Genomic DNA, 13,875 nt, shown 5'->3' on the forward strand with positions numbered 1-13,875 from the left:
TCGCTGAAAGCTCCCCAAAGGCCTGCCGTCGGAATGGACATTAACGACTTGCGGTCCGCGGCTGGCTGTCGTGAACCCGGCATAGCTTCAGACCAGGTGATGGCTTTGAGGAGTCTCTTGATGTGCCCCATGCCGCTGTATATTGGCTGCATGAATCCCAAACAATCCCATCATCGATCAGACTTGGTCCGTCTGGCCACCCGTGCGATGTCAGAGCGTGGCCTGCAGCCTGAATTTTCTGCTGCCGCTGTCCAACAGCTGGCGTCCATCTCAGGCCCAGGACACGACGACGATGTCGCCATTGAGGATCTCACCGGGCTGCTCTGGTGCTCGCTTGACAATGACGACTCACGGGACCTGGACCAACTCACGGTCTGCGAATTGATGGCGCTGGGCGCAGTCAAGATGCTGGTGGCCATCGCCGATGTGGATGCGCTGGTCAAGAAGGGATCTGCCATTGATGAGCATGCCCGAATTAACACCACATCCGTGTACACCTCGGCGCGCATCTTTCCCATGTTGCCAGAGCGATTGTCGACAGACCTGACCTCACTGAATGAGAACGAAGACCGGCTGGCGGTGGTGACCGAGATGGTTTTCAGCGCGGAAGCCGCATTGATGGAGACCACTGTGTACCGGGCCCGGGTTCGCAATAAGGCGAAGCTGGCCTACGACGCAGTGAGTGACTGGATAGAGGGCGAAGGCCCATTGCCCGAAGCTGCTGCCGTTGTGCCTGGCATGGACACACAGTTGCGCATTCAGGACGGGATAGCCCAAAAGCTGCGTCGGCGTCGGCACCTGGAGGGTTCACTGGAGTTTGAATCCTTCCAGCCGCGGGCGGTGTTCGTGGGGGAGAACGTGGTCGACATTCGTCAGCAGGTGCAAAACCGCGCGCGCCAGTTGATTGAAGAAGTAATGATCGCCACCAACGGCTGCACTGCACGTTATCTGGCCGACCGCGGCGGTGCTTCCATTCGGCGGGTGGTTCGCTCACCCGAGCGCTGGTTGCGTATCGTTGGGGTTGCCAGGGAGTACGGCGAGACGCTTCCGGCCGAGCCGGATTCGAAAGCGCTGGAGGCCTTTCTGGCCAAGCGGCACAAGGCTGATCCTGTGCGATTTCCGGACTTGTCGCTGGTCATCGTCAAACTCATGGGACGTGGCGAGTACGTGGTGGAGGTGCCGGGCGGTTTGTCTGTGGGGCACTTTGGGTTGGCGGTGCGCGACTACACCCATTCGACGGCGCCCAACCGCCGCTACCCCGACCTCATCACTTCCCGGTTGCTCAAAGCGGCCATGGGAAACAAGCCGTCACCTTACTCCAACGCCGAGTTGGGCGCGCTGGCTCAGCATTGCACGCAACAGGAAGATGCCGCACAAAAGGTGGAGCGCCAGATGCGCAAGTCAGAGGCGGCCCTGTTGCTGGAGTCGCACATCGGGCAACGCTTTGATGCCATCGTCACGGGGGCGTCGGTGGAGGGCGTGTGGGTACGGGTGTTGACGCCGCCGTCGGAGGGGAAACTGGTGGTTGACTCTGGCCGGTTGAAGGTGGGTGACCCAGTTCGGGTCAAGCTCATTTCCACCAACGTGGAACGTGGTTTTATTGATTTTTCGTTGGAAAATTAAGAGCCTTACTTGCCATAAATCCACTGCGGCGGCGGACCGTCAGCCTGGTTGAGCAGCGCTTCAAACTCAAGCAGCGGCAGTGGACGTCCAAAAAGAGAGCCTTGGTAGGTCAGGCAGCCACTGCGGGCCAGAAAGTCCCGTTGCTGTACCGTTTCCACACCCTCCGCAATCACCGCCAGGCCCAGACTTTGAGCCAGTGCAACAATGGTGCGCGCGATGACGGCATCGTTGGGGTCCGTCAGTACGTGGTGTACAAATGATTGATCGATTTTCAGCTGATCCAGTGGCAGGCGACGCAGGTAGGACAGTGATGAATAGCCAGTGCCAAAGTCGTCCAGCGCGAAATGCACGCCGTGGTCCTTGAGGGCGTTCATCTTGACGATGATGTCCTGCGCATTTTCCAGCAGCAGGCTTTCCGTCATTTCCAGCTTCAGCTTGTCGCGGGGTGCGCCTGTGGCGTTGATCAGCGTCAGCAGATGTTCGACCAGATTGGGCTGGTTGAACTGGCGGGCACTGATGTTCACCGACATGGTGAGGTTGGCTGCAATGGGGTGTTTGGCCCAGGCAACGAGTTGTCTGCAGGCCGTCTGCAATACCCAATCGCCCAGTGGCAGAATCAGGCCGGTTTCCTCTGCCAACGGGATGAACTCGACGGGCGAGATCAGGCCGCGCTCGGGATGTGCCCAGCGTACAAGCACTTCGGTGCCCACCACGCGCCCGGTGGAATCCACCTGTGCCTGGTAGTGAACCATGAACTGCTCCTCTAAAACCGCTTTGCGCAAGTCTATTTCCAAGGCCGCCCGCGCCGAGACCACGGCCTGAATCTTTGGGTCAAAAAAGCGCCACGCATCCCGCCCGGCTGACTTGGCCTGGTACATCGCTGCATCTGCGCGGCGCATCAATTCATCAATCGGCACGGACTCGTCGCTGAACAAGGTGATGCCCATGCTGGCGGTACATTGGTAGATCAGGTTTTTTGAAGCCTGTCCGCTTTCCCGAATCACAAGGTCATAGGCTTTGCCCAGTTCTGCACGAATTTTGGCGACCACATGTTCGGCCTGCAGGGCCGCCGCCTCGGTCTTGTCCAGGTCCTCCAGAATCACAATAAATTCATCACCCCCCAGGCGTGCAGCCGTGTCGCTGTGGCGAATGCATGACTTCAAACGGGCGGCCACTGCGACCAGCAGTTGATCGCCTGCATCGTGGCCCAGCGTGTCGTTCAAGACCTTGAAGTTGTCCAGGTCCAGCAGCATCAGGGCCCCTTGTCGGCTATGCCGTGCACTGTTCGTCTGTGCTTGCTGCAGTCGATCAAGAATCAGTCGCCGGTTAGGCAGTTGGGTGAGGGGGTCGTAATAGGCCAGCTGCTCGATCTCTTGCGCGGCGGCCTTCCGGTCCGTCACGTCGGTGTGGGTGCCAGCCATGTTCAGGGGGTGTCCCTCGGCATCCCATTCAACGATGCGACCCCGGGTCAGGATCCATCGCCATTCACCTGACTTGGCACGGCACCGGATTTCCAGTTCGTGCAGGGCTGTCTTGCCCTCCATGTGCTGCTGGATGGATGCCGTGGCGCGAGCCAGGTCATCCACTTGCACGTGTTCGGCCCAACTTGCCGGTGATACATTCATCTCGCCCGGGGCATAACCGAGCATGGTTTCAAAGCGTTCACTCACTGTGAATGCGTTGGTTTTCAGGTTCCAGTCCCAGAAGCCCTGATCCGATCCCTCGATGACACGGGAGAGGCGCTTCTCAATGTCCTGAAGAGACGTTTCGGCTGCCTTGCGAAGGAAGATTTGGCGCGCGAGCAAGCGGTTTTTCGCAAACAGGACCACGGCTAGAACTACCAGGGCCAACCAACTCACGGCGGCCAGTTCACCAGGCATTGATATGCCCAAACGTTCGAAGAGGGAATGCATCAACTATTGTCAAAAGTAGGGTGTCGATTCATGGGGTAAACGCGTCTTCCCTCCTGCGATTCTGTCAGACCGCCAGCTTTTTTTCACAGTATCCCACGTGGCGGGCCCCATTGGGCGAAGCATTGAACGCTTCAACTGTGCCGAACCCTCCATCGGGGGCTCGCCTTTGCCACTTGATCACCAAGTCCTTGAACTGGGCAACGGGCAAGGGCATGTCGTCAGGGAATTAGGGAAAACCCTATACTGACCGAGTTCGTAAAGTACTTGTACGCCCCAAAGGAGGTCCTATGACCGACAGCGCAGTCACACTTTCCCGATCCCGCGAGAAGGCACCGTCGCCCTTCGCTCTGCTCAGACGCCTGAGTGGCAGTGCACCGCGCAGGCTCAATCTTGCGCTGCAAGGCGGTGGCGCCCATGGCGCCTTTACCTGGGGCGTGCTGGATGCCCTGCTGGACAACAAGACCGTTGAATTTGAAGGCTTGAGTGGCAGCAGTGCGGGCGCCATGAATGCCGTGGTTTTTGCCGATGGCTGGCTGAAAGGTGGACGCGAAGGTGCGCGCCAGGGACTGGCCAGCTTCTGGAGCGAAGTGGGCAAGCAGATGCCCCTCAACATGACCCGCGGCGAGGGAGACGCCATCAGCCTGTCCCCGGCCAGCAAAATGCTGGCGAATTGGGCTACCTACTTCTCCCCGGCGCAACTCAACCCCTTTGAGTTGAACCCGCTGCGCGACCTGCTCAACCGCCAGGTAGACTTTGAGCACTTGCGCAAGCACAGCCCGTTCAAGCTGTTTGTGGGCGCCACCCAGGTCAACACCTGCAAGCTGCGGATTTTCCGGGAGTCCGAACTTACCGTGGATGTTCTGCTCGCCTCAGCCTGTCTGCCCAAGATTCACCACTCGATCGAAATTGACGGGGAGCCTTATTGGGACGGCGGGTACTCGGCCAACCCCGCCGTGTTTCCACTGTTTTATGACTGTGATTCCCGCGACGTGTTGCTGGTGCTGCTCAACCCGCTGCAGCGCGAAGGTACACCGCAGACGGTGGAGGAAATCGAGACGCGCATTGCGGAACTGGCATTCAGTGCCAACTTCATGCGCGAGATGCGCATGTTTGCGAAAGCGAAGGAGTTTTCGAACCCCACCTTCATGACCTGGGGACGGCTTGAACGCCGTTTGCAGAAGATGCGATTTCACATGATCGATTCCAGCCGGCTGCCCAGCCTGGAGCGCAGTGAAACCAAGCTGTTGGTCCATGCGCCTTTCCTGGAACTGCTGTTCGAGCAGGGTCATGACCGTGCCAGTCACTGGCTGGTCGAGCATTCAGGAGACGTTGGCCAGCAGTCAAGCATTGACGTGAACAAGTGGTTCACTTGACGGCTGTGCAGAGGCAGCAGAACACAAAAGCAATTCGTTGGGACCTTCCCATCCTGTGGGAGTGGTGAATGCGTCCAAGCGCTCTGCCATGTCGCTCCATGCGTCGTTCTGTGCTTTTGCTGACAGCGGCGCCAAAATTTCCATGATGGGCGAGCCGGAGGTTCGCACGAAGTCCACATAGTGCTGGCTCGTTGGCACGCAAAAAGGGACAGGCACAGGCCGTACCTCGATCTTGATAAATCCCGCGTCCTGCAGCAATTGCAGGAGCAAGCCCGGCTTGCCCAGGCTCAGGAGCGTGCCCGGTTCGTAGGGTGGCCTGGCAGGCATGCCCGCATGCTTGAGCGCGGTGGTCATCATGATCGTGAGGCAGGGGTTGCTTTGAGGCTGTGAGAACACCACGGCACTGAAACGCCCATTTGGTTTCAGTGCTTTTCGTACCTCGGTCAGCGCGTCAAACGGTGCCCGACAGAACATCAACCCGAGTCGGCAGACAGCGGCATCGAAATCAGCACCGGCGAGGCCCAGCGTCTGCGCATCGGCCTGCTGCGTGTCGATCTGATGGAGTCCGGCAGCGCGCGCATTGTTTCGCGCCAGGGCGAGAATGCTTGTCGAGATGTCGGTCGCCAACACGTACCCCTGCGGCCCCACGCGCCGGGCAACGGCTATGGTTTGACCGCCCGCGCCAGCGGCAATGTCCAACACGCGCGAGCCCAGCATGATGTCGGCAGCGTCGAGCATCGCCTCTGTCACGTCATGCAGCCAGGTGCCAATCAAGGCTGAATGGTGGTTCCAGCCTGCTGCCGCCTTGTCCCAGGGTTGGCTGGGCATGACTGCTCCCGAACCTTGCACATGCCCCGCTTCGGTGGTGGCCATCATTCGCTCCGAACGCCGGCGGCGCGGATGACCGGTTCCCAATAGCGCTGCTCGCTGGCGATGCGCGTGACCAGCGCTGCTGGCGTGCTCGATGCGGCAATCATGCCGGACTCCGCGAAGGCCGTAGCCAGTTCCGGCCGTGCGATCGCGAGCCGCAAGGCTTGTGACGCACCCTCTGCCATCACTGCGGGCACTCTGCCCGACATGAAGAAACCGAACCACTCGCGCACCACCAGTTCACGATACCCCTGCTCGACGAGGGTTGGGACATCGGGCATATAGGCACTGCGCTGGGCGCCTGAGGTGGCCAACACCCGCAGCCCACCCGATGCCCGATGCTGGCGCAACAGACCCTCCGGAAGCACCAGTGCAGCAATTTGTCCGCTCAACAAATCGACCATGGCAGGCGGCCCGCCCGCATAGACGACATGTTGCCAGGTGACATCCGCTTCACGAAACAACATCACCTCGAGAAGATTCGGTAAGGTGCCGGTACCTGGTGACCCCACGTTCGCGGCTTTCGGGTGTTGGCGCATCCATTGAACCAGCTCGCGTACGGTGGTGATGCTGTCGGGAACCGCCGGTCCTATGGCCAGTCCGAGCGTCATTTCCGCGGCCAGGGATACCGGCTGCAGGTCAACTGCGGGGTCATACGCCAGCTTGGCGTAAAGATAGGGGTAGACCGTCGCAATCGCACCTTGCGCCAGCAGCATCATCGAGCCGTCTGCCGGGCCCGACTTCAAGGCGTTGATGGCAATCTGCCCGGCGGCACCTGGCCGGTTGTCAACCACGACGCCCCGTGGGTAGTGAGAGGTCAATTGCTCTGCGATGCGACGCGCCACGATGTCGGGAATGCTGCCCGCCGGTCCGCTGCAAAGAATACGCAATTGACTGCTCGGTACTTGGGCCTGGGCGTCGTCAACCCTACCCAGGGTTAACCCAGCGGCAAGTGCCCCGGCGGCACCAAGAAACGCCCGACGTGATGCCGAAAAGGCCTGAGCCAGAGGCCGAACTCGTGCCGAGCCAAGCCTGATCGGGTCAGGAATTTTTGAAAGATTCAGCATGAATTTCCCCTTTGTTTCAGATGCCTATTGCATCGCCACCTGAAACAGAGGTTAAACAGCTTGATCCTAGAAATGACTTAGAGATTGCGAAGCGAGGCGACCAGGGCGTCGGTTTCAGGGGCAGTGCGAATACCCAAAACCACCGCCAACTGTTGACGGCAATGTCGATAGACCTCGTACGCCTCGGCGCGTTGTCCGAGTTTGAGCAGGCACTTGATGAGTCGGCGACACGTCTCTTCAGCCAGGGGTTGCTGCTCAATGACACGCCTGTACAGGCGCACGGCCGCGTCAAGTTGTCCATCTGCCTCCAGCCATGCACCCTGCGCGCCTACCTGCCGGCTGAACCAGGTCTGGAGGCGTTCGCGCGCCACCAGCACATCAGGCAGCTCGTCTTCGCCAGCCAGGTAGTCACCCTGGTAAAGCGCCAATGCCTGCTCCAGCAGCGCCAAACGCGATGCCGAGTCGCCGTCATGGGCAAGCCCGTCCAGTTGAGCAAGACAGGTTTTCAGTGCCGCGACGTCGGTCCAGCAGGTGGCGGCATCGAGGCTCAGACCACCAGAGTGCAATTGCACACGGTGGTCACCGCCGAGCAACTTGCGCAGTCGATGCAAGGCGTTGTCAAACGAGTTGCGCGCGGCATCACCCTGCGCCTCGGGCCAGAGAGCGGCGCACAGGCGAGTCACCGGCACGCCCTGGCCGCCCAGGGAGATCAGTATTTTCAACAGATCCAGTGGCTTGCGGCTTTCCTTGCGAGATGACGTCGAGGGCACCCCTTGGCGCTCGATGTTGAAATGCCCGAGCGTTCGAATCCGAACCGGCCAGGGCCAATGCACGGCAGCGCCTTGGGGTGCGGGCAGGGCATAGCGCTGGATGATCTGCAGCGCGAAAGGGCAGTCGATACCGTGATCAAGTGCGAGCGATACCAGGCGGGGCATCATGTCGCCGCAGCAGTAGGGCATCGGCCCGAAGTCGTAGCCGCATTCCCGACCGATGGCAAAGGCGCGTGCCAAGGCCGCCAGGCCGCGTGGCCGTTCGTTTTGACACTCGGCCAGGTACGCCTCTATCAGCGCCGCAAGCCACTGATGCCAGCGGCATACCGCGTTGAAGCGGTGCGCCAGCACGGCCCGCAGGGTTTCCTCGGCTTCGTTGAAGGCGCCGACCTGGGTGAGGGCCAGTGTCCGGCCCAGCAGCGCAATGTGTTCGCGCAGTGGCCACCCGCTGATGTGCCCACTGTTCACCGCCGAGCGCATGAGTTGTGCGGCGCTGCGCCAGTCGCGGTCCAGCATCATGAGCAGGCCGCGCTGGAACTCGTAGGTGGTGGTATCGATCGGGTTGGCGGCGTCGAGCAGGCTGGCGGCTTCATGGAGATGAGCACGAGCCAGTTCGGCATCGCGCGCCGCCAGGGCGGCCAGCACCATCAGCAGGTGGGCCTTGGCGCGCATTGGCGCCAGCGTCTGGCTTGAGAGGGCCAGCGCGCGGCGGGCATGGTCAAGGGCCTCGTCAACCCGCCCGAGCAGCGACCGGATGAGCACCCCTACGCCGTACCAGCGAAAAAGGGTTGCTGGCGCCAGGTCCTGCCCGGTGCACATGCGGTCAATCTTGATCAGGATGCGGTCGAGCCGCACGGTCTGGCCCGTCCACAGAAGGTAATAAGCCAGCGAGCCGAGCAGGATGCGCTGGCTGGCGGCCAGCGGCTGATCGAGCATGCTCTCGGCCAAATCGGCGAATTGAGCCGTCAAGGGATGAGCCGTTTCCCGATGGACGAAGGCCCCCAGCAGACCGGGCAGCACGCGCAGGTCAGACGCCAGGTCCCGATGGGCCAGGTAATGCGTCGCATACGACTCGAGCAGCGGCATCCAAGGCGCCAGCGCATCGAGGTTGGCCCCGAGGAAAATGATGGCGTCAGCGGCCGCAGCGGCAGCCTCGAACGCACCGCGCCTGTCGGCTTGCATTGTGAAGCCCGCATGCGCACGCTCAAGATGACGCAGCGCGTCGGCCGGATGGGTGGCCAACGCGCAGTAACCCAGCCAATACGATGCCTGCGCACCGGCGCGCACCGCCTCCGGAAGCGCCATGATCCAACCACGCACCGTGGCTGTTCGTCCTTGGGTAACCAGGTGACCCGCCTCTGCCACCAGCAGCGCCAGTGCGTCGTCCCACGCGGCGGCTTCCATCAGATGGGCCATGGCCGCGTCGGCCTGGCCATGGTCGACAAGCATCTGCGCGGCCTGCACGCGCAGTGACCGCAGTGCTTGCGCATCCAGCCGGTCCGCTGCCTGCGCCCGAAGGAAATCGCTGAACAGCGCATGGAAGGAGTAGGTCGGTGGGAGTCCCGTGCGCCGGTCGGTAAAAAGGCTGCGTCGGGCCAGGTCGGCCAGCAACTCGCCGGCCCGTGCATCGTGGCTGATGGCAATGGCCATCGCCGTGGTGGCACTGGGCAGGAAGGCGATGCGCATCAGCGCCAGTGCGTCTGAGGGGGGCATCTTCTCCATCACCTCACCGGCAAAAAAATCGAAAAGGCGTTCGCGCGCTGCGCCATGGCTCATCGCCGCATCGGGATCGAGTTCGCTGCGCGCGGCAAGCAGCAGGATCATGGCCGCAGCCCAGCCATCGGTGGCCTGGCACAGCGCGGCGGCTTGCCAGTCGCGCTCATGCAAATTCACAAGTTGCCGGGTTTCCCATTCGTCAAAGCGCAAGGACTCTGCCTCAATGAGGGCCAGTTGCTGGCCCGCAATCGCGCGTGCGTAGGGCACGCCGGGGGGCTCACGGCTGATGATGATCAAGCGCGCCTCTGTGGGCAACTCGGCCAGCGCCGCCGCAATGCCGGCATGAATCAAAGGCGCATGGCCCAGTTCCTGTGTGTTGTCCAGCACCAGCGCCCAGGGCAGTTCAAGCGCGCCCGTGAGGCGCCGAAAGCAGCATTGAATGAAGAGCGGCACATCGCGCAGATCGTCGGCGCTGGGTTGCGGCAGGCGCAACTCGTGTCGTGCGGCGTGTTGCTTCACCGCCCCGCGCAAAAAATGAACGAAAGCGGCAGGGTCTGCATCACCCGCGTCGAGCTGCAACCACAGGCAGGGGATGGCGCGCGCATCAAGGTACGTGGCTACCAGGGTTGTCTTGCCCATGCCGGGCGGTCCCGCAATCCATAGGCCCGGTGCGCTGACGCACTGATCGATCTCGGTAAACAGGCGCTTGCGTTTAATGACGCGGCCAAGCCGCGGCGAACTCAGCTTGCCGAGTGTGGGCTGTCGGCGGGGAGGCGACATCATCATTGGCAAATTCTAGGACTGATCCTCCGACTAGGGTGAATCAGCCCGTGAACGGCTTGTCGCCGTGACAAGCCAGTCCCTTTTTCAGGATGGCGCTGGCGTTGAGTCGTCCAGGTCGCCATCGGTGGCGTGGCGGTTGCGGGCGCGTTGCACCAGCACGGTGACCAGCAGCGCGGCCGCCGCCGAGCCCGTCATCATGGGCGATGAGGCGATCATGTCGGCCAGGCTGTCCACCGCACGGCCACTGACTTGTTGCACATGGTTGACCAGCGTGATGATGTCACTGGCCTGCACATTTTGGGCTTCTTCCAGGGGGACATGCATGTCCGGCCAGCCGCTGCGAAACCTGATTTTTGCGAAGATGCCATTGGCCACGGCCACCAGTGAAAGTACACCCAGCGGCTTGAGCAAATGCTCCAGCAGGCGACTTTTCTCAAGCGCCGGAGCGGTCTCGTAAACCTGACCGACCAGTTGGGCAATCGATATTTCAGAGACCTGGCCGGCAGGGGTTTCAACAGAAAGAAGGTAGGGTAGGTTCGGCGGATTCATGGCATTTCTCTCCTGCATAGTGAGTTCACCGCGCACGGTGGACGAGAACGAATGAAGTTTGTGGTGTTTGAACCTGAAAGGCGAATCCAGAGTGTGCCGTCCCCATGTTTCAACGTGATGTCGAAATGCGTCTAAATGTAAATGGCGTGGGGCCGAACGACGCCTGCAGTGTGATCGAGCTTTGAGTGTCCCAAGTCATCCAGGGCCTTTGGATGTGGGCGGAGTTGCGTTTTATCAAATCCGCCAGCAGGTCCATCTTTACCGCACGGGCGGTTTGGCGCACACTCATTTGCTAACGAAAAAGTTCAACATCCGAGCGGGGGCATCATGGCCAATCTTGTGCTGAGGAGGAGCCAGGGCGTTGAAGTTCGCCAGCTTTTACGGCAGTTGGCCCGTCAGTTGGGAGACGATGCCAAAGCGTTTGGCAAGCTGGGCGCCGGTCAGGTGCTGGACGCAGATGCCGAGGCGGCTGTGCGCCGCTGGCAAGCGGGCGTGGGCCTGGTGGCCGACGGCATCATCGGGCCGCATTGCCGTGCCGTTTTGAATGCAGAGAAGCCCGGCGCCCTGGCGGCCTCGCTGATGCTGGATTCGGTGCGCCGCCTGTTCCCCGCCACCAAGCCTGCCAACATCGCGCGCTACCTGCCGTACGTCGCGGCCGCCATGGAGGTCATGGGTCTGACCGACCGCCTCATGCTCTGTGCTGCCTTGGGCACCATCCGCGCCGAGAGTGAAGGCTTTGTGCCCATTGCCGAGTTGCCTTCGCAATTCAATACGGTGCCCGGGGCGCTCCTTTCAGTGCCTATGAGGCGCCAAAAAATCCGTGGGGAAATACCCAGCCCGGTGATGGCGCCCGTTTCAAGGGGCGGGGTTTCGTGCAACTCACCGGCCGGCTCCAGTACAAGACATACGGCGACGCGCTGGGCGTTGACCTGATCGACAAGCCCGATCTGGCCAACGCCCCCGAGGTGGCGTCGTTGCTGCTGGCCCACTTTTTGTCCGGGCACGCCGAGGCCATCCGCAGCGCGCTGACCAAAGGCGCTTATGCCGTGGCACGCAAACTGGTTAACGGCGAGATGCATGGCCTGGACCGCTTCAAGGATGTCTTGACCCTGGCGGATGCTGTGTGGCCTGCTGCCCGCGAGGCCGCCAAAGCCCGGCCCTTGCTGACCGCTCGCAAGGACCCGGGCGACCTCAATGACCGGCCTTACCTGCCGCCGCCGGTGGGTTTGAAAGAGGCTTTTCCCAGCGATGCACACATTGAGCGGTACTTGCCCACCTATGCCAAGGCCGGGCTGGTACTGAACCAGGGCCAGGAGGGTGCCTGCACCGGCTTTGGCCTGGCGTGTGTGGTGAACTACCTGCGCTGGAGCAAGGCGGGTTACCCGGCCAAGATGGCGTCGGTCAGTCCCCGCATGTTTTACAACTTTGCACGGCGGTACGACGAATACGACGGTGACGACTATGACGGCTCCAGTTGTCGCGGTGCGATCAAAGGCTGGTTCAACCACGGTGTGTGTCTGGAAGACGATTGGCCTTACCACGAGTCCGGCCAGCAGCAGCCCCGGTATGGTTATGCCCGGCGCGCCGCCAGCCATACGCTGGGTGTGTACTACCGCATCGACCTCAAATCCATCACCGACATGCATGCCGCCATTCAGGCGGTGGGGGCGGTCTATGTGTCGGCCTTTACCCATGCCGGCTGGTTTGCCGTGCCTGAGCAGTTCAAGCCGCCCACAGGACACCAGGCCCTGCCGGTGATTCCTTTTGATGGGCGGCCGTCGCAAACGGATGGCCATGCGTTTGCGCTGGTGGGCTTCAACGCCAAGGGCTTCGTGCTGCAGAACTCCTGGGGTCCCAAGTGGGGGGCGGGCGGCTTTGCCGTGCTGACCTATGCCGACTTGGCTGGCCAATGGCATGGATGCCTGGGTGGTGGCCATGGGCGTGCCCGGAGTGGTGGTGGGCCGCGTCAGTACCTACAGCGAAGGCGCCAGCGGCCTTGCCGGTGGCGTGGACCAAAGCCTGTGGTGGAGCGAAGACCGGGCCTATCAGCACAGCGTGGTGCTGGGCAACGATGGCCGCATGAAACGCTACCTGACCGAAGACGAACTCAGCCGCACGCTGCTGCACCAGGTGGCCGGTTTGCCGGACCAGTGGTTTCGCACGCAGGCGGCGGCAGGCCCGAAGCGCCTGCTCATTTACGCGCATGGCGGCCTCAACAGCGAAGCCGCGGCCATTCAGCGTGCCCGCGCCATGGGCCGGCACTTTTTGGGCAATGGCTGTTACCCGCTGTTTCTGGTCTGGAAAACGGGCTTGCTGGAATCGATAGGCAGCATCGTCAGCGATGCGTTTCGCAAGCAGCCGGTGCTGGCCGGGGGCGTGGGCGAGTGGGTGGCCGAGAAGACGGACCTGATGCTTGAAAAAGCCATTGGCCGTCCGCTGGCCCGCCCGATCTGGAGCGAGATGAAGGAAAACGCCGAACTGACTTTCGGTTCGGGACGCGGCGGCGACCTGCTGATCACCGCGCTGCAAAAACTGGTGGACACCTGGGGCGACGAACTGGAGGTGCATCTGGTGGGCCACTCGGCTGGCTCCATCATTCTGGGTCATCTGCTCACGGCGCTGGCCGCGCGCCGCGTGGAGGACAAGATGAAGTCCATCCACCTGTATGCCCCGGCCTGCACCGTGCAGTTTGCCAACCGCCATTACACGCCCCATGTCGAACTGATGAAGCGCCTGTACCTGCAGGTCCTGTCCGACCGTGTGGAGCGCAACGACAACGTGATCACCCTCTACCGCAAGTCGCTGCTGTACTTTGTGTCCAACTCGCTGGAGGTGGACTTGCGCACGCCCATTCTGGGGTTGGAAAACGTGTTCAACCAGGACTACAGCGGCTGGGACGGCACGTCCAGCACGGGCGAGTCCCTCAAGGCCTGGCGCCAGGCCGCCGCCAGCGCCGGTCTGAACAAGCCGGGGCGCTGCACCGTGGTCGACCAGGACAAGGTGACCGTGGCCACACCCAGCCGCCAGATCGACGCCGGGCATGGCGCGTTTGACAACGATGTGGATGTGATCAGCAAAACGTTGGAAGTGATCCGGGGCGGGCCGCTGCTGAGTCCGGTGGATGATTTAAGAGGTTTTTAAGCAAAATAGGGCTGTAGCCCAGGTAGAACGTTCGGATGTAGCTATAAAAATAATAGCAAATGGCGCGTCA

Annotated in this window: 10 protein-coding genes; 5 read left to right on the forward strand and 5 right to left on the reverse strand. The window is 61.6% G+C overall.

Going from position 1 to position 13,875, the window contains the following annotated elements; all coding sequences use genetic code 11:
* The first annotated feature begins 150 nt into the window (after window positions 1-150).
* Window positions 151-1,623, forward strand: coding sequence for an RNB domain-containing ribonuclease (locus AC097N_RS05245; protein WP_479579691.1), 1,473 nt, complete (start codon window positions 151-153; stop codon window positions 1,621-1,623).
* Between the two features lie 5 nt (window positions 1,624-1,628).
* Here AC097N_RS05245 and AC097N_RS05250 read toward each other — a convergent pair whose 3' ends face one another.
* Window positions 1,629-3,503 carry a putative bifunctional diguanylate cyclase/phosphodiesterase gene (locus tag AC097N_RS05250; RefSeq protein WP_479579692.1) on the reverse strand — a complete coding sequence of 625 codons (1,875 nt, stop codon included), beginning with the start codon at window positions 3,501-3,503 and terminating at the stop codon, window positions 1,629-1,631.
* A gap of 320 nt (window positions 3,504-3,823) precedes the next feature.
* On the opposite strand from AC097N_RS05250, the gene AC097N_RS05255 reads away from it, so the two are divergent.
* Window positions 3,824-4,909 carry a patatin-like phospholipase family protein gene (locus AC097N_RS05255; RefSeq protein WP_479579693.1) on the forward strand — a complete coding sequence of 362 codons (1,086 nt, stop codon included), beginning with the start codon at window positions 3,824-3,826 and terminating at the stop codon, window positions 4,907-4,909.
* On the opposite strand, the gene AC097N_RS05260 is transcribed toward AC097N_RS05255, so the two are convergent.
* The 4 genes from AC097N_RS05260 to AC097N_RS05275 all read right to left on the reverse strand — a co-directional run bounded on the left by AC097N_RS05260 (window position 4,877) and on the right by AC097N_RS05275 (window position 10,664).
* Complete coding sequence (locus AC097N_RS05260) at window positions 4,877-5,782, reverse strand: class I SAM-dependent methyltransferase (RefSeq protein ID WP_479579694.1); 906 nt, start codon at window positions 5,780-5,782, stop codon at window positions 4,877-4,879. The two genes, AC097N_RS05255 and AC097N_RS05260, sit on opposite strands and share 33 nt — an antisense overlap.
* Window positions 5,782-6,846, reverse strand: a complete 1,065-nt coding sequence (locus AC097N_RS05265; protein ID WP_479579695.1) for a tripartite tricarboxylate transporter substrate-binding protein — start codon at window positions 6,844-6,846, stop codon at window positions 5,782-5,784. Before AC097N_RS05265 ends, AC097N_RS05260 begins: the two co-directional genes overlap by 1 nt.
* Window positions 6,847-6,923: 77 nt before the next feature.
* Window positions 6,924-10,118: a BTAD domain-containing putative transcriptional regulator gene (locus tag AC097N_RS05270; protein WP_479579696.1), complete on the reverse strand. Its 3,195-nt coding sequence runs from the start codon at window positions 10,116-10,118 to the stop codon at window positions 6,924-6,926.
* A gap of 81 nt (window positions 10,119-10,199) precedes the next feature.
* Window positions 10,200-10,664: a hypothetical protein gene (locus AC097N_RS05275; protein ID WP_479579697.1), complete on the reverse strand. Its 465-nt coding sequence runs from the start codon at window positions 10,662-10,664 to the stop codon at window positions 10,200-10,202.
* 327 nt (window positions 10,665-10,991) lie between these two features.
* Here AC097N_RS05275 and AC097N_RS05280 point away from each other — a divergent pair, with 327 nt between their 5' ends.
* The 3 genes from AC097N_RS05280 to AC097N_RS05290 are packed head-to-tail and all read left to right on the forward strand — an operon-like array spanning window position 10,992 to window position 13,805.
* Entirely contained in the window at window positions 10,992-11,597 is a 606-nt protein-coding gene (locus AC097N_RS05280) for a hypothetical protein (RefSeq protein WP_479579698.1), read from the forward strand.
* A complete protein-coding gene (locus AC097N_RS05285; RefSeq protein WP_479579699.1) occupies window positions 11,537-13,081 on the forward strand; it encodes a C1 family peptidase in 1,545 nt (514 codons plus the stop codon). The genes AC097N_RS05280 and AC097N_RS05285 overlap by 61 nt, the downstream gene beginning before the upstream one ends.
* Window positions 12,975-13,805, forward strand: coding sequence for a hypothetical protein (locus AC097N_RS05290; protein ID WP_479579700.1), 831 nt, complete (start codon window positions 12,975-12,977; stop codon window positions 13,803-13,805). Before AC097N_RS05285 ends, AC097N_RS05290 begins: the two co-directional genes overlap by 107 nt.
* The last annotated feature ends 70 nt before the right edge of the window (window positions 13,806-13,875 follow it).

It is taken from the genome of Rhodoferax sp. LS1R11 (assembly GCF_056521395.1).